Origin of the sequence: Pseudomonas orientalis (genome assembly GCF_022807995.1) — a bacterium.
Lineage (GTDB): Bacteria > Pseudomonadota > Gammaproteobacteria > Pseudomonadales > Pseudomonadaceae > Aquipseudomonas > Aquipseudomonas orientalis_B.
This window is the reverse complement of sequence record NZ_CP094351.1, coordinates 2,738,479-2,757,634: the sequence shown is the minus strand read 5'-3', so window position 1 is coordinate 2,757,634 and position 19,156 is coordinate 2,738,479. Positions and strand designations below refer to the sequence as shown.

The window sequence follows — 19,156 nt, the reverse complement described above, 5'->3', positions numbered from 1 at the left end:
CAATGCTATTTGAGCTTCAGATAAGACTGATGCAGGTCCGACGCCCATCCATCGATAACGCTTTTTACATCATCCGCCTTCATCACCTGAGTGTCGTTCGCCAGCGGCTTTCCGGTGCCCCTGCGCACCACTTGGGCAAGCACGTTGCCGCTGGCGCCATCGAGGAACTGTGCCTCAGTGCCCAAGGTGGTTTCCTGGTCGCGAATCCCGGTGCCGGTACTCACCGCCGCAGCAACCAACGCCACAGGAATGAACTCATACGGCTTTAGACCTTCGGTTTTGCTGCTGACGGCCGTGATCGCCGCGCGCACCACAATCACACCAGGACCCGGGCCATTGGCCAGCGGCAATGAACCGGCCAGTTCACGCTTGAGCGCCTGGTGGTAATAGTCACTGATGCCACGCAGGGTGCTGTCCGGAATCCGAGAGGTGGCTTGAGGCTTGGGATAGAACTGCGTGGGTTCGATGTACACCGCCTTATAGCGGCTCAGGTCCAGTTCGGGATCGACCCAGCGCATCACCGAGGCACCGGAGGGCGACCTGGCTTCCTTGAGTCGGCTGTAGTCCGACAGGAAGCCCGAATACTCGTCCGGTTGGGTGACCTTGCTGGCGCAGCCCGCCATGCCGATCAAGGCGATGCACAGCGCGCTGACCATTAGCCTTAGGTTCATCATTGGAACTCCCCGTCGATAGATTGAGCTGTAGGTATAGCCAACTGCGGAACGACGGGGTGCTTATTTTAGCCAAGAGTGCTCAGCCGCGTTCGCGGGGGATCAGGCTCTGCAATTGCGCCGCCAGGAAATTGGCGTCGAAGCCGAAGGTATCCGGATCCTTGAGGCCATTGGTTTTCTTCCAGAGCCAATCATTTTTATCCGCAGGCAGTACCAGCGAAACGCTGCCGTGCCGGGCGGCGGTCAGGCCCATTACCGCCACACGAATAGACCCGTCCGTCCCCATCACCTCCGGCACGAACTCCACGCTTTTACCCGTGATCAGCACATTCAACTTCTCGGTCTTGAACGTCGACGTTTCCACTGGCACGCCCGGCCCGCTGGCGGCGTAGGCTTCCCGGCGCACCTCGAGCAGGCCGGCGCTCTTGACCGGCTCCAGCCACTGCTCGATGTGCTCGAAGAGCTCGCCAAGTTTCTGTGCCCAACGCGCTGACCGCACATCGAATTGCTGTTTCTTATGCGCTTCGCTCTCGGCGTAATGACGAAGCATCTCGCCCAGTTGCTGTACATCGTCCATTGCGGATTTCCTTGGGTGGGCCAGGTTGCGAAGCCCGATCATGGCAGATACGGCTGCGTGACGTACGGGTTAAAGCTGATTGCAGTCGGTTTGGCAGCAGGCGGCTCGTAGATCACATGACGCTGTATCGAACCAGGGATGTTCCAACAGAAGGCGACGCCACTGCATTCGAAACCAAGGGGTAAACTGCACGTGCGGCTCAGCAAGCCGGGCTGAAATTTCGGCACGGGTCAGCCACATGATTTCGCTGACCTCCTCAGGCACAGGTGAAACCACAGCGTCAGACTGAGCAACCAGCACATGACATAATTCGTGCTCGGCACCGATCGAACCAAAGCTGGCGTGGTACTCGAAACTGTAAAGCGCGCGACAGCTCGCCCTGACGCCCAACTCTTCGTGCAAACGGCGAGACGCCGCATCCGGGATCGACTCTCCCGGCGCCGGATGACTGCAGCAGGCATTCGACCAGAACCCGGGCCACAGCATTTTGCCTGCCGCACGACGCTGAAGCAGATGACGCCCTCGACTGTCGATCAAATGCACCGAAAAGGCACGATGAAGCTGGCCCATTCCCAGGTGGGCATCGCGTTTTTCGCACACCCCGATTTGAATATCTTGCGCATCGACTAACACGACATCAGTGACCATTCTGTATTCCTTGGCGGTAGGCGAAGGCAGCGCCCTATTGCGGTTAGAGAACTTGTCCCCACGCACTGACGAAGGTCAGGGCCGCCTCGGTGAATGCGGGATCGGCACGTAGACCGGCCATGCCATCCAGGTCGCTCTGTTCGAGCAACCCCAGCTTGAGCAACGCGGGCCCGGCTTGTGCCGTGGTTGCGGCCCAAAAAGCATCGGCGGGGCTGTTATCGCCGATACAGCCTTCGAGCGTGCGATGCCTCACGTTGGCAAGGCCCCGATCACGTAGTCGGCCCGGCAGTTGGGTGGCCCACAGCATGTCGGACCCTATTGACTGCTCCAGGAGGCTGATCCCGGCCTGGGCCACTTTGCGCAACGTTGGGTTGGCGGTTCTCAGGCCAGGTTCCAGACTCACGTCCTCGATCACCAGCCACCCACCCGGGCGCAGCCAGGTGATGGCCCGCGTCAGCAGGTCCTCGCGCTCGGTGAGGTGGCACAGAAGCGCCCGGGCATGCACCACGTCAAAGGAGGCCGCCGGGAAGTCATCGGTCGCGGCGTTATGGGCAAGCACCCGGATACCGGGAATATCGGCAAGGAATCGGGTGTCGATATCCGTGGCGGTGACGCTCGCTTCGGGATATCGCCGGCTCAGCCAGGCGGCGAGCGATCCGGCTCCGGCGCCGAGATCGAGGATGACCGGTTTGCGCGGCAGATCCAATTGATCGAAAACCGCCTGGCTCAACGGGTCAAACGCACGTTCCAGGGTGCGCAGCCGTGCCAACTGGCCAGCGTGCTGGTCCGCGAGGTAGCTGCCGGTGTAGCCGGGCTTATCGGAATCGACGGTAGTGGTCACAGTATGACCTCCAGTCGATCCGGGCAGCGATTGAGAAAACCGCGTTCTACAGGCGTGAACCCCGGCGCCCAGCGCACGTTGGGGAAAGCTTGCAGCAGCATGCGGGCGCCGGTGGTGATCTCCATCCGTGCCAGCAGGGAGCCCAGGCAGAAGTGCCGCCCGGCGCCAAAGGCGAAATGACTGGTCGCCTGCTCGGTGCGCGACATATCAAAGGTATCCGGGCTGTTGAATTGGACCGGATCACGGTTGGCCGAGCCGATCAGGCAGGCCAGCGTCGCGCCGGCCGGGATCGTTCCCGAGGGCAACTGCAGCGACTCTCGTGCCTCGCGCAATACCAGCTGCAACGGCGGATTGCGGCGCAGGGTTTCGGCCAGGGCATTATCCATCAGCTCCGGATTGGCGATCACCGCCGCTTTGACGCCAGGCTCGCTCAGCAGGTTGACAATCAGGTTCGCCAGGGCGCCGTGACTGGTTTCGCTGCCCGCCGTCATCAGGATCGCGCAGTAAGCTCGCACGAATGTCTCGGACAGCGGCTGACCATCGATGCGTGCCGCCAGCAGTTGGGAGATCAGGTCGTCTGCGGGTGCGGCACGGCGCGCGTCGATGTGGGGCTGAATGAAGTCATAGAAGCTGTCCCGGTTGGACAACCCACCGGTCAGCAATGCCGGGTCCTGTCGATAGTTGCCCATGTAGGCGAAGCCGATGGCACACCAGCGCTTGAGCCGCTCCACCTCTTCGCGGGTCTGCGCCGGGAGCCCCAGCGCATGCGCCATCACCCGCACCGGCAGCGCTGCGGTGAAATCGGCAATCAGGTCAACCTGAGATCGGCCATGCATGCGTGCCAGCAGGTCTGTGGTCACCGAAATGACGGATGCTTCCAGCGCAGCGAGGGCCTTGCCGCGAAACGAAGGGCTGAGCAACGCGCGATGCTGGGCGTGTTCGCAGCCGTCCATGGTGACAATGGTGTGGCCCAACAGCGGCCCGATCTGCCAGTTGTAGTTATTGTTGCTGACGCCCGGATGGGTCAGGACCGCCTTGACATCCACATGTCGGCTGACCAGCCACACATCGGTGGGTTCGTCGTAAGCAATCGGCAGCCTGGTACGCAATTGCTCATACAACGGGTAGGGGTCGATTTCGAACTGCCGGGATTTCAGTGTCGGAGGGGTGAGTTTCAGGTCCACCTGCCGATTGCTCGTTGTCTCGGAATCGGCGGCGTGCAGATGATAGCGAGAGACGCTTCGGTGCCAGTCTCCGGCCGCCCGCACGACCTGGCGCAGGCGGTCCGGGTCGGTCGCCGCGCCTGGCGGGTGGCTTGCACACTGAGCGGCGGCCGCAGTGAACTGCGCAACGGCCGTGTTCACCATCCGGTGGGCGGATTCGAGCGCGGCGGGCCAATCCACGCCGGCGGTGTCCGCGAGTATAGAGACCAGGTTGAAGCGCTCCCCACACACCACATCTTTGGCGATCGAATGGATATCGTTTGTCCAGGCAATCAGATCGGCAGCGTGCTCGCGCAAGGTGTCCCACGCGTGAGCGTGCGCGGCGAGCGCGTACGGGTCGAGGGTTTCGGCCCCGTCGATAAGGTCAAAGAAGAACAGTGCGCCGAACGAGTCCCGGCGCAGCGGCAGATATTCGCTCAATGTGAGCGCCGTGTCGTTCTCACGCACGCGCACCAGGGTGGCCTGCGCGCGCAAATGCCCGATCAGATGCAGCGCAAGCCTGTCACGCCAACGGTCGTTCCCCCAACACCGGGTCCGAGGCCAGAGATCATCCACCAGAACCGCGAGCATCGGGTCTTCGAACCGGCTGCTCTCGACTGATTGACCGTCGCTCTCGGTCAAGGCCTGCACCGAGGTGATGAAACGCTCCAACGCTGCGTTTTCCGCCCAGGGTCCGTCATCGATACGGTCATCCAGCGTAAGCGCCCACAGGTACCAGCACACCAGAACCTCGGCTCGGTGCGTGGGCGCCCTGCCGCACAGCGCCACTCCCAGGTCGAGCAGCGCCGTGGTGCTCAACCGATGCGCACCACGGCGGCCGATCAAGCCATATCGCTGCGCCCAGGCGAGGGCATGGGCGCGCAACCGTTCGCTGTCGCAACGCGGTGACGGTGCGGCAAAAGGAAACTGAATCTCGGGGATGGTGAAGAGCTGCGACGGTAGATGTTCTCTCGGGTTGGGACCGGGGTCCCCCTCGCGGTGTGGCGGTGACATGCGGCGCTCCTCTTGGATGAACGTTCAATAAGGTCGGACCTTATCGAAAACCAACCACGCAGGATGCGGTGATTGTCTGATCATCCCCCAGGCAACAGTAGCCTTGGGCAGTAGGAAAAGCCTATGGCCCTCGTGAGCATTGACGCTTGCAACAGGCGAGAGCGAGCCTGCTTGAACCCATGCTGAACTGCTCCGGTGAATTGGGCGGCAACTGCCTATGACTAATCCGCTTTCGGTGGGTATGGTGAACTCACATTTACCTGTCCGGAGCATCGCATGCGCACCATCGGCCTTATTGGCGGCATGAGCTGGGAGTCCAGTGCCGAGTATTACCGCATCATCAACCGGCAGGTACGCGATCGGCTCGGCCCGCTGCGTTCGGCGCAACTGTTGATGTACAGCGTGGACTTCGGCCCGGTGGAACAGGCCCAGCATGCCGGGCGCTGGGACGATACCGCGCTGATCCTGGAAGACGCCGCGCGCCGGCTCCAGGCCGGCGGCGCCGAGTGTGTGGTGCTGTGTACCAACACCATGCACCGCGTGGCGCAACGTATCGAGGCGGCGGTGACGATTCCCTTCCTGCATATCGCCGATGCGGCCGGGGCTGCGGCCGTGCAAGCCGGCACCTTGACCGTGGGCCTGCTTGGCACTGCATTCACCATGGAGCAGGACTTCCTCAAGTCCCGCCTGATCGCACAGGGCCTGACCGTGCTGGTGCCGGACGCGGAGGAACGCAAGGCCGTGCACCGGATCATTTATGAGGAGTTGTGTGTGGGCGTGATCAGCGCCAGATCGCGCTTAATCTACCAGCGGGTCATCGAGTCCCTGGCCGCGCGCGGCGCCCAGGCGGTGATCCTCGGCTGTACGGAAATCAGCCTGCTGATCAAACCCGAGCACAGCGACCTGCCACTGCTGGACACCACCGAGTTGCATGCGCAGGCTGCGGTGGCGTTTGCGCTGGAGGATTAAACCGGCTCAGGCCAGGTCAGTACCGTCAGAAATTGCTGACCGAACAACCGATAGGATCCTACATTCACCGCAAGCTTTACTTGCCAGACTCGGGCGTGTCCAACCACGCACCCGAGTGTCTGCCAATTGATAAAGCAACGAACGCTGTCAGCTTGCCTTTGTGTCGCTGTGCTAGTGGGAGGGAGCGCTTGCGCGACGAAACAACCGCCTGAGTGGGGTATTCGCTGGCTGCCGGATTGCGACGGCCGGCCCTTCACCGCGCTGGATCCGGAGGTGGTCGCCAGGACGCAATGCGGCATCGCCACCGTGCCGCTGGACCATATGAACCCCGCACTCGGCGTTCTCGAGTTGGATATCACCCGGGTTTCAGCGGCACTGCCCGCTGGGCGCGAAGGCGCCTTGTTTACCAATCCGGGCGGGCCTGGCGCCGAGGCCGACGCATTCGCCGTGCTCTTGGCATCAATATGGAAAGGATACGCCGAGCAGCCACAGGGTGAGGCCTATCGGCATTTGGTCAACGCCTATGATGTGATTGGAATGACACCGCGAGGAATGGGAAGCTCGCTGCAATCGCAACTGGTATGCCAATCCGACGAGGAGATTGTTGCACAACACGACATGACCGAAGACCGCAGCCCCGCCAATATCGAGGCCATCCAGCATAACGCCGGCGTACTGGCCCGGGGCTGCGCCAGCCAACGCCTGGCGCCTTATATCAATACCGAACAAACGGCGCGGGACATGGAGCTGGTGCGGGTGCTGCTCAACGAACGCCAGCTCAATTACTTCGGCAACTCTTACGGCACATGGCTGGGCGCCTGGTACGCCAGCGTATTTCCAAAGCAGGTCGGGCGCATGGTACTCGACTCGAGTACAGACTGGACCGCCTCGTTCCAGGACGCCTCTTTGGCTCAGGCGCCGGAAAAAGAACGCGTGTTCGCGCGATTTGTCGCGCAACGCGCCGCCGAGCGTCCAAAGATCTACCAGATGGGCAGCGATCCCCAGGCAATAGGCGCGATTTTTCTAAACCTGCTGCCTCAGGTCCGGGTGGCGCTGCGCTCGGACAACGAGTATTACAGCACGCCTGAATACCTGATGGCTGCCCGCGCCCTCAGCCAGTGGTTGCGTGAATCGCCAGACCTGCAAGATGCCAAGCTGTTGGCCAGAGCCCGAGCCCACCGATTCAGCCCCGACCCGGGCATAAACACACTGGCCAAGCAAGCGTTTACGCGCCTGCTTGATGCCACTCGCCGACCGTCACCGTGGAATGGTCTGGCGCTCGGGCCATTGAAACTCACGCCCCAGGAATCAGTACGCAGCACCGTGCTATGCAACGACTCAGTCTCTGCAGGTGAAGCATTCTGGACCGAAAAGGAAGACCAGTACGCCATCCGGTACCCGGTGGGCGGCAGTTTCTTCGCCGCCAGGCATTGCGCCGACTGGCCCGGCAAACGGCTTGAGGGGGTACCGCTGCGCAAGCTGGCGCTGGTCGATAGCCTCCTTATGGTTCAGGCCGAGTATGACGATCAGACGCCCGCGGCGGGTACCCTCAAGGCTTTCAAAAGCGTGCCTGCCGCGCACATGACGCTGCTGAAGGGCGCCTACCGACACGGCGTGTCGTTCTCCGGGACCAATGCCTGCGTGAACAAGAATGTCGGGGATTTCCTGGCCTATGGACGTAAACCTGACCGCTTTTCGATCTGCTACGAATCACCCTGAGCTTGCCTTCCTGCGTGACGCGCGGTTTGCCACAGTCGGGCGATATCCGCCGCGCGCTCACGCAACAACCGCGGCGCCTCGCTGCACGCCTGCGCAAGGCTCATCGGCCCCGGTGGCAACGCAAACGCGGCATCCACGCCATGGGCGTACATCTGCTCGTAGCCGTCGCCCAGAGTACCGGCGAGCACGATTACCGGCACCCCGTGGTGGCGAGCGATACGCGCCACCCCAAACGGGGTTTTACCGCGCAGGGTCTGGGCGTCGAAGCGTCCCTCGCCGGTGATGAGCAGGTCGGCACCGCGCACGGCGGCGTCCAATCCGACCAACTCGGCCACTACCTCTACGCCGGCGCGGAACCGCGCATCCAGAAACGCTTTGGCGGCAAAACCCAGGCCACCGGCGGCGCCGCTGCCGGGTTCGTCACGCACATCCCTGGGCAGCACTTTTGCACAGTGGTCGGCAAAATGACCAAGAGCGGCGTCAAGCTGTTGAACCTGCTCGGGCGTGGCGCCTTTTTGCGGGCCGAAAATCGCCGAGGCGCCATGGGGTCCGCAAAGCGGGTTGTTTACATCCGCCGCGATTTCAAAGCAAACCTGCGCCAGACGTGGATCCAGGTTTTCCAGGCTGATGCGGGCCAGACTACCCAGCGCCAGGCCCCCCGGTACCAGTGGCTGATCCTGGGCATCGAACAACTGCACGCCGAGCGCTTGCATCGCGCCCGCACCGCCATCATTGGTGGCACTGCCGCCGATCGCCAGAATGATGCGTCGAGCCCCCAGATCGAGTGCCGCCCGGATCAGCTCGCCGGTGCCATAGGTGCTGCTGGAGCAGGCATCGCGCTGCCCCGGCGCAACCAGCTGCAGGCCACTGGCTTCAGCCATTTCGATGATCGCGGTGTGGCTGTCGGCCAACCATCCCCAGTGCGCCTGTACCGTAGCGCCCATAGGCCCCCGCACGCTCTGGCTGCGCAACTGGCCATTGCACGCGGCGAGCACCGCCTCGACCGTACCCTCACCGCCGTCCGCCATCGGGCAGTGCACCAACTGTGCATCAGGCCAGACCTGGGCCAGGCCCTCGGCAATGGCCTGGGCAACCCGTTCGGCACTGAGGCTGTCCTTGAACGAGTCAGGGGCGATGATGATTTTCATGGGCGTTCTCCGGTTTTTATAACGCCCATGCTGACAGTTGGCAGCGCCGCTGACGCCGGTCCGATGCACAAGTGCGGGTGAGGTTTGTTGTTCATTTTTACAAAGTCTGGGGCAACAGCTGCACCCCCAGGTACAGCGCAAGCATGCCGTCCAGGGTCAGCGGGTCGACGCCGCTGAGTTCGGCGATCCTTTCCATGCGGTAGCGCAGGCTGTTGCGGTGAATCCCCAGGGCATCGGCGCAGGCCTGGCTTTGCCCGTCGTGCTCGCACCAGCTGCGCAGCGTGGCCAGCAGTTGGCCGTTGCTGTCCTTGGCGAGGACGTTGCGCAGTGGGTTGAGCAGTTCTTCCAGGGCGTCGTCGCTGCGGTGACGCCAGAGCATCACCGGCAGGCGATAGCGGTTGAGCCTCAACAGGCGCGTGTGCGGCAGGATATCGCGACCGTAGGCCAGCAAGTCACCGACGCGACGATAGCAGCGGCGCAAGCCGGCCAGCCCTTGCGCCTGTCCGCCTACGGCAACCCGTAGAATGTTCCAGCCCAGGCCATCGAGCTTATCCAGCAGGCGCGGGTCGTCGACGTGCAGTGCGGCCGGACGGCACCATAACAGGGAAAACTGCGCGGAACTCACGCACCAGCTGTCCGGATAACGCGACGTCAGCCACGCGCTCAAGGCCTCGGCTGACTGCCCCGCGCCCAGTTCGAACAGGTAGGGCGTGCGCGCCAGTTGCGGCTTGAGGCCCAGCTGTTGCGCTTCATCGACCAGGCGCGGCGAGTCGCCCGTGTCGGCCAGCAGCAAGGCCAGCAAGTCGTCACAGCGCTGGCGCCGCCATTGCTGCTCGGCCTGCTGGTGCCGCTGGCTGACCAGCATTTCGGCGGTCATGCGCACCAGTTCGGCGTAGGTGCGCAACCCCTCCGGTTCGCCAGTGATACCCAGTACGCCGATCAGGCGCTGGTCATGCATCAGCGGCAGGTTGATGCCCGGCAACACGCCCTTGAGGTGCTTGGCGGTCTGCCCGTCGATTTCCACCACGCGCCCGTTGGCCAGCACCAGTTGCGCGCCTTCGTGACGGGTGTTGATGCGCTCCGGCTCGCCGCTGCCGAGAATCAGGCCCTGGTTGTCCATCACGTTGACGTTGTAGGGCAGGATTGCCATGGTGCGATCGACAATATCCTGTGCCAGCTCATGATCCAGCTCGAACATGGGGGCTATTTTCCTCGAAACGGGTTGGTCAGCGGCACAGCGCAAAGCGGGCTTGACTGTGCGCGAGCACAAAGACAGTTGCCCATCGCCTCACCGAGACTGTTCAAGCGATCAACGTTACCCTCGCATCGCCAAAAATCATAATAAAGAGAGACTCGCCATGTCACAGAGCGCCGCTGCAGCACTGGCCACCGATGACGCTAAAAACGCCATCTACAAGCGCGTAACCCTGCGCCTGATCCCCTTCATTTTTATCTGCTACCTGTTCAACTATCTCGACCGGGTCAACGTCGGCTTTGCCAAGTTGCAGATGCTCGACGCGTTGAAATTCAGTGAAACCGTGTACGGCCTGGGTGCCGGGATCTTTTTCATCGGCTACGTACTGTGCGGTGTGCCAAGCAACCTGGCGCTGACCCGGTTCGGGCCAAGGCGCTGGATTGCGCTGATGATGATCGTGTGGGGCACCTTGTCCACGTGCCTGCTGTTCGTGACCACGCCGACGCACTTCTACACACTGCGCCTGTTTACCGGCGCCGCCGAGGCGGGCTTCTTTCCCGGCGTGGTGCTGTACCTCTCGCAGTGGTTTCCGACCTTTCGCCGTGGTCGGATCATGGCGCTGTTCATGTCGGCTATTCCGGTCTCCGGCCTGCTCGGCAGCCCGTTCTCCGGCTGGATTCTGAACCACTTCGCGGCCGGCCAGGGTGGCCTTGCCGGGTGGCAGTGGATGTTCCTGTTGCAAGGCATCCCCACCGTGACCCTCGGCGCCCTCGCCTACTTCCTGCTCAGCGACAGCTTCGCCAACGCCAAGTGGCTCAAGCCCCACGAGCGCGCGCTGCTGGAAGCCGACCAGGCCATTGATCTGGCGAACAAACCCAAAACCACCACCGACTCCCTGGCCGAGGTGTTCAAGAACCCGGCGATCTGGGCGTTCGGCCTGATCTACTTCTGCATCCAGAGCGGCGTCTATGCGATCAACTTCTGGCTGCCGTCGATCATCAAGAACCTGGGTTTCAGCGATAACCTGGTGATTGGCTGGCTCAGTGCGATCCCGTACCTGCTGGCCGCCGTGTTCATGTTATTGGTGGGCCGCTCGGCCGACCTGCGCAAGGAACGCCGCTGGCACCTGGTGGTGCCGATGCTGATGGGCGCGATCGGCCTGGTCATTGCGGTGAATTTCGCCACTACCCCGGCGATCGCCATCCTCGGCCTGACCATCGCCACCATGGGCGCCCTCACCGGCCTGCCGATGTTCTGGCCGGTGCCCACCGCCATGCTCAGCGCGGGCGCCGCGGCCGGCGGGCTGGCGTTGATCAACTCCATGGGCCAGATGGCCGGGTTTCTCAGCCCGTACATCGTAGGCTTCGTGAAAGATGCTACCGGGTCCACGGACGTAGCCCTGTATCTGCTGGCCGCAGTGATCGTTGCTGGCAGTGTGTTGGCGCTGCGGATGACGCGCACCTTGAAGGTCTAAAGCGCGCCCATGTGAGCATAGGTATCCATACAACTCTGTAGCGCTCAACCGTAACCACGATGCGAAGCGAGCCGCTCTTGCTTTTGATCTGCTTTTGATCTTAGGCGCCCCGTTAAACCACGCTGGCCGAACGCAGGTTTGAATTCGTGGGTAACCCGGCAGGACGCCGGGTTAGCCGCACTGGGCCATGGATGGCCCATTGCGGCGGCCCACGGATTCAAGCCGGAGTGAGGGCACACCGAGCCTGAGCGAGGTGCCGAGTGGTGGGGCAAGAGCCCTTTGCTTACTTTGGGGCTTTTCCAAAGTGAGCCGCCGTCAGGGCGGAACCCTAAGTGGCCGTTACCGCAGAAACGGATATGTACTCGGTCTGATCCAACATCCTGGTCGGCCCGGAGGCCGCCATCGGGGGCAAGCCACCTCCCACATTTGGACCGAGGTGTATCAGATTGGTAACCGTGGGTTACAGGCCGCCACGGGAGCCAGCTCCCTCGCCACATGTCGGCGTCATACCCATGTTGTGTAGATACCTATGCCCCTGTGGGAGCGCAATTACAACTGTCCGCCGCCGTCGATATCGATCACGGCGCCGGTCATAAAGCCGTTCTCCATCGCCAACACATACCCTGCCGCTACTTCCTGCGCCTGCCCCACGCGCCCCACCGGCAAGGCCCCGCCCACCCTGGCGAACATCGCCAGGCGCTGCTCGTCGCCAAGTCCGGCATAGGCCGGTGTATCGATCACGCCGGGGCTGATCACATTGACGCGGCGCGGCGCCAGCTCCTTGGCCAACTGCTTGCCCAGCGCTTCGGTGGCGGCATTGATACCGATCTTGATGAACTGTCCCGGCACCAACTTGCGCCCCAACTGGCCGGAGGTCAGGCTGATGCTGCCATGTTCATGCAGAAACGGCAGTGCCTGTTGAATCGTGCGCAATGCGCCCCAGAGCTTCACATTGAAATTGCCTTGCGCTTCGTCCAGGTCGGTGTCGACGAGCGTCTTGGCATTGACCGAGGGGCCGCAGGTATAGACCAGATGATCGAAGCGCCCCACGCTTTCGAACAGGCGTTGCAACGAGGCGCTGTCGCTGACATCCACCGGCTCGCTGCGCATGCCGTCGTGAACCGCCGAGGTCAGGCGTCGCCCCGCCACCACCACGTTTGCACCGCGTTCGGCAGCCGCTTTGGCGACGGCTGCACCGATACCGCTGCTGCCGCCGATCACAATAATGGTTGAACCGCAGAGGGACGTTGTCATGGAATATGTCCTGATTGATAAGTGAGGCTTCATCCTCCACGCTTGGTAATCGGAGAAAAATCCCGGTAAAACGACAAGATCCTTAAAGGAATTTTACAAATGAGCTCTATCCAGGATCTTGAAGTGTTTGTACGCACCGCCGATTCAGGCAGCCTCTCTGCTGCGGCACGCGGGCTGAGCCTGACCCCGGCAGCGGCAAGTATCGCCCTCAAGCGCCTGGAAACCCGCCTGGGCCTGCGCCTGTTCGCCCGGTCCACGCGCAGCATGCGACTGACCGAGGAAGGCCGGCGTTATCTGGACAGCGTGCGCGTTGCGCTGGCCGCATTGACCGAGGGTGAACAGGCGCTCAAGCAGCACAGCCAGGGGCTGACCGGTTTGCTGCAGGTGGCGGCACCGTCGGATTTCGGGCGCAACGTGGTGCTGGGCTGGCTGGACGCGTTCAAGGCCGAGCACCCGCACATCCGCTTGCAATTGATGCTCAACGACAGTAACGCTGACCTGTTTCGGGATACGGTCGACATTGCCCTGCGCTTCGGCGTGCCCCAGGACTCCAGCCTCGTCGCCCTGCCCATCGCGCCCGACCACCATCGCATAGCCTGCGCGAGCCCCGCTTACCTGGCGCGGCACGGCACACCGCTGCATCCGACACAGTTGTCACGGCACAGCGCGCTGCGTTACATGCGCCAGGGCCAGGTCAGCAAGACCTGGCGCTTTCGCCAGGGCGCGCAGGTTGAAGAGGTTGAGGTCAGCGGCGACTATCTCAGCGACGACGGCGAAATCGTGCGCCGTTGGGCCCTGGCCGGGCACGGCATCGCCTACAAAGCTCGACTCGATGTGGTGGGCGACCTTGCCGCCGGCCGGCTGGTGGCCTTGTTCGATGGGTGGCAAGGCGAACCGGCGCCGTTCAACCTGATGTGTCCCCATCGCCTGCAGGTTTCGGAACGGGTGAAAGTGCTGCAGCGTTTTTTACAGGCGCGCTGCCGGACGTTGCTGAGTGCATGAAGAAACACGCGCAGAGCTTGTTCCAGAGGACTCGTGTCTGGTATTGCATGACACACGTTTGCCTGCTTTGAGGAGCTTTGCATGATTTACCGCACGTTGGGCCAGTCCGGATTGAAGGTCAGCGCACTGACGCTGGGCACCATGATGTTTGGCGAACAGACCAGCACTGAAGACTCGCTGCGCATCATCGATAAGGCCTGGGATCAAGGCATCAACTTTATCGATAGCGCCGACGTCTACACCGGCGGACGCTCCGAGGAGATCGTCGGCGAGGCCATCGCGCGCAACCGTCAGGATTGGGTGGTGGCGTCCAAGGTAGGGTTTGGCCCGGCAGATGGCATGCCCAACCGCAACGGGCTGAGCCGCAAGCGTATGTTCAACGCGCTGGAGGCCAGCCTGGGCCGCCTGGACACCGACTATCTGGACATTTACTACCTGCACCGCGAGGACCACGACACACCGTTGGAAGTCACGGTGTCAGCGATCGGCGATTTAATTCGCCAGGGCAAGGTTCGCTATTGGGGGCTGTCCAACTATCGCGGCTGGCGTATTGCCGAAGTCATACGCGTGGCCGAGCGCCTGGGCGTAGACCGGCCGATCATCAGTCAGCCGTTGTACAACATCGTCAATCGCCAGGCCGAAGTCGAGCAAATCACCGCCGCTGCCGCTTATGGCCTGGGGGTGGTGCCGTACAGCCCGCTGGCGCGTGGCGTGCTCAGCGGCAAGTACGCGCCCGACCTGACGCCCGAGCCTGGCAGCCGCGCTGCACGCCAGGACAAACGCATTCTGGAAACCGAATGGCGCGTGGAGTCGCTGCGCATCGCCCAGCAGATCCAGCAATACACCCAGGGCCGTGGCGTGGGCATGGTCGAGTTTGCGATTGCCTGGGTGCTCAATAGCGCGGCAGTGAGCTCGGCGATTGTCGGCCCGCGCACCGAGGCGCAGTGGGATGCCTATACCGGCGCACTCGAGGTGAAGATCAGCGCTGAAGATGAGGCGTTCATCGATTCGCTGGTGACGCCCGGGCACTCGTCCACGCCGGGGTTCAATGATGTGAGTCACTTTGTCCCGGGCCGTAGGGTACGCTCGTAGGTAGTTCCGGAGGCTCGCGGGCCCGGCGCCCCCTGTGGGAGCGCTCGAGCCAAGCATGTAAAACGACCATTTCCAGCCTTTTTCCGTCTTGCGCCCCAAAACAGCGCACCTGAACCGCCAAAAGCACCATAATCTCCCTCTTGATTCTTCCTGTTTATTTCAATCGGCTTTCGCGAGGACAGCGTGTCTAAAGGTGTTGTGTTATCGGTATCGGCCTCGGTGTTGTTTGCCGTGATGTATTACTTCACATCGTTGCTCACTCCCTTGAGTGGCCTGGAAATTTTCGGCTGGCGCATGTTGCTGACCGTGCCCTGCATGACCGTTTTCATGTTGGTCAGCGGCGAATGGCGACGGGTGTGGGAGCTGCTGCGCATGCTCGCGGCCCGGCCGCGCCTGATCGGCGGCGTGCTGGTCTCGTCCGCACTGCTCGGTGTGCAGTTATGGCTGTTCATGTGGGCACCGCTTAATGGGCGCAGTCTGGACGTGTCGGTGGGGTATTTCCTGTTGCCGCTGACCATGGTGCTGACCGGGCGCCTGGTCTACGGCGAGCAGTTGTCGCGCTTGCAGCAGATCGCCGTGGCGTTTGCCACGCTGGGTGTGCTCAACGAGTTGTACCAGGCCGGCGGTTTTTCCTGGGCGACGCTGGTGGTAATCATCGGTTATCCGGTGTATTTCGTGGTGCGCAAATACCTGGGCACCGACCATCTGGGCGGCCTGTGGCTGGACATGGCGCTGATGCTGCCGGTGGCCTGGTGGTTTGTGCAAAGCGGCGAACAAGGCTTCGCGGTACTGGATGCGCAGCCCAAGCTGTACGCGCTCATTCCCATGCTGGGCTTGATCAGTGCTTCGGCGTTGGTGAGCTATATCATCGCCAGCCGGTTGTTGGCCTTCAGCCTGTTCGGCCTGCTCAGCTATGTGGAGCCGGTGTTGTTGCTTGCGGTGGCGCTACTGCTGGGTGAAGGTATCAAGGGCGGGCAATGGCTGACCTATATCCCGATCTGGCTGGCCGTGATGGTGCTGGTGTTTGAGGGGTTCAAGCATCTGGTGCGTCAGCGCAAGGCCTGAATCCCAGGCAAAAGAAAGCCCGGCCGAAGCCGGGCTTCTTTTCGGCTTAGTCGGCGGTCAATACACCGCGACGTACCTGATCGCGCTCGATCGACTCGAACAACGCCTTGAAGTTGCCTTCGCCGAACCCATCGTCGCCTTTGCGCTGAATGAACTCGAAGAACACCGGGCCCATCAGGGTTTCCGAGAAGATCTGCAACAACAGACGCTTGTCGCCTTCGATCGACGAGCCGTCCAGCAAAATGCCGCGCGCCTGCAACTGGTCCACCGGTTCACCGTGGTTGGGCAGGCGCCCTTCGAGCATTTCGTAGTAAGTGTCCGGCGGCGCGGTCATGAAGCGCATGCCGATTTTCTTCAGCGAGTCCCAGGTCTTGACCAGGTCGTCGGTGAGGAACGCCACGTGCTGGATGCCCTCGCCGTTGAACTGCATCAGGAACTCTTCGATCTGGCCTGCGCCCTTGGACGATTCTTCGTTCAACGGGATGCGGATCATGCCATCCGGCGCACTCATGGCCTTGGAAGTCAGGCCGGTGTACTCGCCCTTGATGTCGAAATAGCGCGCTTCACGGAAGTTGAACAGTTTTTCGTAGAAGTTGGCCCAGTAGACCATGCGGCCGCGATAGACGTTGTGGGTCAGGTGGTCGATAACCTTGAGGCCGGCGCCTTGCGGGTTACGGTCTACGCCTTCGAGGTAGACGAAGTCGATGTCATAGATCGAGCTGCCTTCGCCAAAACGGTCGATCAGGTACAACGGCGCGCCGCCGATGCCTTTGATCGCCGGCAGGTTCAGCTCCATCGGGCCGGTTTCGATATGAATCGGCTGCGCGCCCAGTTCCAGGGCGCGCTTGTAGGCCTGCTGCGAGTTCTTCACCCGAAACGCCATGCCGCACACCGACGGGCCGTGTTCGGCGGCGAAGTAGGAGGCCAGGCTGTTGGGCTCATTGTTGAGGATCAGGTTGATCTCGCCCTGGCGATACAGGTGCACGTTCTTGGAACGGTGAGTCGCCACCTTGGTGAAGCCCATGATCTCGAAGATCGGCTCCAGGAGGCCCGGGGTCGGCGATGCGAACTCAATGAATTCAAAGCCCATCAGGCCCATCGGGTTTTCGTATTGGTCGGTCATGTGGGGTGCCTCATCATGCTTGGGTAACAACTGGTTATTTACCAGCCATGTGGTTCTTTGCGAGCAAGGATGAGGTCAGCGGGTGGCGCACAGGAGAGGCCTCGCACACTGCGGGCGAGGAAGTCACCAAAGATGAGGGGGGAACCGAGTTGCTTCATGGTGTCATCAGTCTCTGACGGCGAGGCTTGCGTGAGCGCAAGTCCATATTCTTGTATGCGTAAATCGATTCTACACAGCGTAACACTATTTGTCCGTGCTCTATTTGCACGCACTCTTATCAAATCCCCATTGCCTTGCCGCGCGCAAGGGGTTTGTTGCTCAGGTAGATGCCCGTGACAATCACACCCCCGCCCAGCAGCATGGGGAGGGTCAGGTGTTCGCCGAGCAGCAACGCCGCGCAAATGACTGCCGTGAGCGGGTTGAGCGCAATGAACACCCCGGAACGCGTCGCGCCTATGCGCCGGATGCCATCGTAGTAGCCGATATAGGCCAGGGCCGATCCCATTACACCCAGGTAACCCAGGCTGGCCCAGTGCGAGACATGCAGCGCGCTCAGGCCTGACAGGGTCATGCGCCCGGTGACGAGGGTCGTGACGAGGAGCATCAACGTGCCCAGCAAAATCGACCACGTAACCGTTTGCAACGGTCCCAGGGTTTGATTCAACTGGCGCGAGCCCAGCGAATAGACGCCCCACCCCAGCACACAGCCGAGTATCAACAGATCGCCGCGCCAGCCTTCGGCGCTGTCCTGCAGTAGCTGCGGGTTGCGACTGACAATGACAACCGCCGCCCCGCCCAGACACAGCGCGATACCCACGCATTTGCTGCGCTCCAGACGCTCGTTGGACAACCACCAGCCCGCCAGGCCGATCACGGCCGGGTTCAAGGCCACAATCAATGAAGCGCGCGACGCATTGATGTAGTGCAACCCATAGAAAAAACACAGGTTGTAGAAAAAAATCCCGAAGAACCCCAGGGCTGTCAGTTGCGCCAATTGTCGCGGGCTCGGGCACCTCAAGCGGATCCGAGCGAGCAGCATGTACAACGCCAGCGCCATACTGGCCAACACAAAGCGCAGGCTCGCCGCGAGCAACGGGTCGACCTCGGCCAGGTAACGCCCGGCAACGAAGGTTGCGCCCCAGATCATGCTGACAGCGCCAAGCTTGAGGTAAGTGAAGCCATCATCGATGGAGCGCATAAATTTGCACGGAGAATGAGTGAGGGCCTATTCTTCAAGTAATGATCCGTCATCGTAAAATGAGTCTTTCCTCATGACCCTGACCCAACTGGAAATCTTTTCCCTGGTCGCCGAGCTGCAGGGCTTCACCAGCGCCGCTCACCGCCTGGGCATCAGCCAGTCGGCGGTGTCCCATGCGATCAAGGCACTGGAGCAGGAACTGGGCGTGGAGTTGTTCCGACGTAACCAGACCCTGGTGGAACCGAGTGATATCGGCGTGCAATTGCTCGGCCGCGCCCGTGCCATGCTGGGACTGGCCAGCACGCTGCAGCAGGAAGCCGCCGACGCCCGCGGCATGAAGCGTGGCACGCTGCGAATCGGGTCGTTTGGGCCGACGGCCTCCATCCGCTTGCTGCCCAACATTCTCAAGCACTTTCGTCTGGCCTACCCAGGCATCGAAGTTCACATCGACGAAGGTCCCGACCGGCAGGTGATGCAGTGGCTGGATGAACGGAGGGTGGATGTGGGGTTTGTCGTCCTGGGGCAGGACCGCTTCGACACGGTGGCGCTGCTGCAAGACCAATTGGTCGCACTGTTACCGGCCGGCCATGCGCTAGCCATCCATGCCGCGCTGCCCCTGCAAGCGCTGTGTGATGAGCCGTTTATTCTGACTGACGCAGGGTCTTCGGAACTGGTCATGCGCCTGTTCAGCCAGGCTCGATTACAACCGAAAGTGCGTTACCGCTGCGCGCAGTTGCTCAGCACACTCGAAGCGGTCAGCCGTGGCGACGGGTTGAGTATCGTTGCGCAGGCTTCGCTGCCGGCAGCCGCCGACTCGCGTTACGTAGTGCGGCCGCTGACGCCCGAAGTACCGCGCCGGATTGGCCTGGCGGTGCTCGACCGCCGCCAGTCGTCACCCGCGACACTGGCGTTCATTGCACTGGCACAAAAGCTGTATCCCGCTCCGGCTTGAACTCATCGTCCA

17 protein-coding genes are annotated in these 19,156 nt (G+C 62.0%); 7 read left to right on the top strand and 10 right to left on the bottom strand.

Annotated features, from left to right (window positions below; all coding sequences use genetic code 11):
- Positions 1-5: 5 nt before the first annotated feature.
- From MRY17_RS12225 to MRY17_RS12205, 5 genes are all read right to left on the bottom strand, one after another.
- Complete coding sequence (locus tag MRY17_RS12225; RefSeq protein WP_181284263.1) at positions 6-671, bottom strand: DUF3313 domain-containing protein; 666 nt, start codon at positions 669-671, stop codon at positions 6-8.
- Positions 672-753: 82 nt separating this feature from the next.
- Complete coding sequence (locus MRY17_RS12220) at positions 754-1,248, bottom strand: hypothetical protein (RefSeq protein ID WP_181284262.1); 495 nt, start codon at positions 1,246-1,248, stop codon at positions 754-756.
- 69 nt (positions 1,249-1,317) lie between these two features.
- Positions 1,318-1,896: an isopentenyl-diphosphate Delta-isomerase gene (gene idi / locus MRY17_RS12215; RefSeq protein WP_243353844.1), complete on the bottom strand. Its 579-nt coding sequence runs from the start codon at positions 1,894-1,896 to the stop codon at positions 1,318-1,320.
- Between the two features lie 43 nt (positions 1,897-1,939).
- Positions 1,940-2,737, bottom strand: a complete 798-nt coding sequence (locus tag MRY17_RS12210) for a class I SAM-dependent methyltransferase (RefSeq protein WP_181284260.1) — start codon at positions 2,735-2,737, stop codon at positions 1,940-1,942.
- On the bottom strand, positions 2,734-4,953 hold the full coding sequence (locus MRY17_RS12205; protein ID WP_243353843.1) for a cytochrome P450: 2,220 nt from the start codon (positions 4,951-4,953) through the stop codon (positions 2,734-2,736). Before MRY17_RS12205 ends, MRY17_RS12210 begins: the two co-directional genes overlap by 4 nt.
- 276 nt (positions 4,954-5,229) lie before the next feature.
- On the opposite strand from MRY17_RS12205, the gene MRY17_RS12200 reads away from it, so the two are divergent.
- Complete coding sequence (locus tag MRY17_RS12200; protein WP_181284258.1) at positions 5,230-5,922, top strand: aspartate/glutamate racemase family protein; 693 nt, start codon at positions 5,230-5,232, stop codon at positions 5,920-5,922.
- Between the two features lie 273 nt (positions 5,923-6,195).
- Positions 6,196-7,641, top strand: a complete 1,446-nt coding sequence (locus MRY17_RS12195) for an alpha/beta fold hydrolase (RefSeq protein ID WP_243353842.1) — start codon at positions 6,196-6,198, stop codon at positions 7,639-7,641.
- Here the strand turns inward: MRY17_RS12195 and MRY17_RS12190 are convergent.
- A complete protein-coding gene (locus tag MRY17_RS12190) occupies positions 7,626-8,789 on the bottom strand; it encodes a glycerate kinase (RefSeq protein WP_181284255.1) in 1,164 nt (387 codons plus the stop codon). The genes MRY17_RS12195 and MRY17_RS12190 overlap by 16 nt on opposite strands.
- Before the next feature lie 97 nt (positions 8,790-8,886).
- A complete protein-coding gene (locus MRY17_RS12185; protein WP_243353841.1) occupies positions 8,887-9,987 on the bottom strand; it encodes a sugar diacid recognition domain-containing protein in 1,101 nt (366 codons plus the stop codon).
- Between the two features lie 160 nt (positions 9,988-10,147).
- Here MRY17_RS12185 and MRY17_RS12180 point away from each other — a divergent pair, with 160 nt between their 5' ends.
- A complete protein-coding gene (locus tag MRY17_RS12180; protein ID WP_243353840.1) occupies positions 10,148-11,458 on the top strand; it encodes an MFS transporter in 1,311 nt (436 codons plus the stop codon).
- A gap of 549 nt (positions 11,459-12,007) precedes the next feature.
- Here the strand turns inward: MRY17_RS12180 and MRY17_RS12175 are convergent.
- Positions 12,008-12,712: an SDR family oxidoreductase gene (locus MRY17_RS12175; protein WP_191952772.1), complete on the bottom strand. Its 705-nt coding sequence runs from the start codon at positions 12,710-12,712 to the stop codon at positions 12,008-12,010.
- Positions 12,713-12,811: 99 nt separating this feature from the next.
- Between MRY17_RS12175 and MRY17_RS12170 the strand changes: the two genes are divergently transcribed.
- The 3 genes from MRY17_RS12170 to rarD all read left to right on the top strand — a co-directional run bounded on the left by MRY17_RS12170 (position 12,812) and on the right by rarD (position 15,871).
- On the top strand, positions 12,812-13,714 hold the full coding sequence (locus MRY17_RS12170) for a LysR family transcriptional regulator (RefSeq protein WP_191952771.1): 903 nt from the start codon (positions 12,812-12,814) through the stop codon (positions 13,712-13,714).
- An 81-nt stretch (positions 13,715-13,795) separates the two neighbouring features.
- The gene (locus MRY17_RS12165) at positions 13,796-14,806 is read left to right on the top strand and encodes an aldo/keto reductase (RefSeq protein ID WP_243353839.1); all 1,011 of its coding nucleotides are present in this window, start codon (positions 13,796-13,798) and stop codon (positions 14,804-14,806) included.
- 183 nt (positions 14,807-14,989) lie between these two features.
- Positions 14,990-15,871, top strand: coding sequence for an EamA family transporter RarD (gene rarD, locus MRY17_RS12160; protein ID WP_181283686.1), 882 nt, complete (start codon positions 14,990-14,992; stop codon positions 15,869-15,871).
- Between the two features lie 46 nt (positions 15,872-15,917).
- Here the strand turns inward: rarD and hppD are convergent, their stop codons facing one another.
- A complete protein-coding gene (hppD, locus tag MRY17_RS12155) occupies positions 15,918-16,994 on the bottom strand; it encodes a 4-hydroxyphenylpyruvate dioxygenase (protein WP_181283685.1) in 1,077 nt (358 codons plus the stop codon).
- A gap of 277 nt (positions 16,995-17,271) precedes the next feature.
- Complete coding sequence (locus tag MRY17_RS12150; protein WP_181283684.1) at positions 17,272-18,192, bottom strand: DMT family transporter; 921 nt, start codon at positions 18,190-18,192, stop codon at positions 17,272-17,274.
- Positions 18,193-18,265: 73 nt separating this feature from the next.
- Here MRY17_RS12150 and MRY17_RS12145 point away from each other — a divergent pair, with 73 nt between their 5' ends.
- A complete protein-coding gene (locus tag MRY17_RS12145; RefSeq protein WP_181283683.1) occupies positions 18,266-19,144 on the top strand; it encodes a LysR family transcriptional regulator in 879 nt (292 codons plus the stop codon).
- Positions 19,145-19,156 lie beyond the last annotated feature (12 nt).

Coding starts and splice junctions, on each gene's coding strand:
- MRY17_RS12205 (WP_243353843.1), bottom strand. CDS start 4,953: ATGTCACCGCCACACCGCGAGGGGGACCCCGGTCCCAACCCGAGAGAA.
- idi (WP_243353844.1), bottom strand. CDS start 1,896: ATGGTCACTGATGTCGTGTTAGTCGATGCGCAAGATATTCAAATCGGG.
- MRY17_RS12220 (WP_181284262.1), bottom strand. CDS start 1,248: ATGGACGATGTACAGCAACTGGGCGAGATGCTTCGTCATTACGCCGAG.
- MRY17_RS12145 (WP_181283683.1), top strand. CDS start 18,266: ATGACCCTGACCCAACTGGAAATCTTTTCCCTGGTCGCCGAGCTGCAG.
- MRY17_RS12225 (WP_181284263.1), bottom strand. CDS start 671: ATGAACCTAAGGCTAATGGTCAGCGCGCTGTGCATCGCCTTGATCGGC.
- MRY17_RS12185 (WP_243353841.1), bottom strand. CDS start 9,987: ATGTTCGAGCTGGATCATGAGCTGGCACAGGATATTGTCGATCGCACC.
- MRY17_RS12200 (WP_181284258.1), top strand. CDS start 5,230: ATGCGCACCATCGGCCTTATTGGCGGCATGAGCTGGGAGTCCAGTGCC.
- MRY17_RS12165 (WP_243353839.1), top strand. CDS start 13,796: ATGATTTACCGCACGTTGGGCCAGTCCGGATTGAAGGTCAGCGCACTG.
- MRY17_RS12170 (WP_191952771.1), top strand. CDS start 12,812: ATGAGCTCTATCCAGGATCTTGAAGTGTTTGTACGCACCGCCGATTCA.
- hppD (WP_181283685.1), bottom strand. CDS start 16,994: ATGACCGACCAATACGAAAACCCGATGGGCCTGATGGGCTTTGAATTC.
- MRY17_RS12150 (WP_181283684.1), bottom strand. CDS start 18,192: ATGCGCTCCATCGATGATGGCTTCACTTACCTCAAGCTTGGCGCTGTC.
- MRY17_RS12180 (WP_243353840.1), top strand. CDS start 10,148: ATGTCACAGAGCGCCGCTGCAGCACTGGCCACCGATGACGCTAAAAAC.
- MRY17_RS12175 (WP_191952772.1), bottom strand. CDS start 12,712: ATGACAACGTCCCTCTGCGGTTCAACCATTATTGTGATCGGCGGCAGC.
- MRY17_RS12190 (WP_181284255.1), bottom strand. CDS start 8,789: ATGAAAATCATCATCGCCCCTGACTCGTTCAAGGACAGCCTCAGTGCC.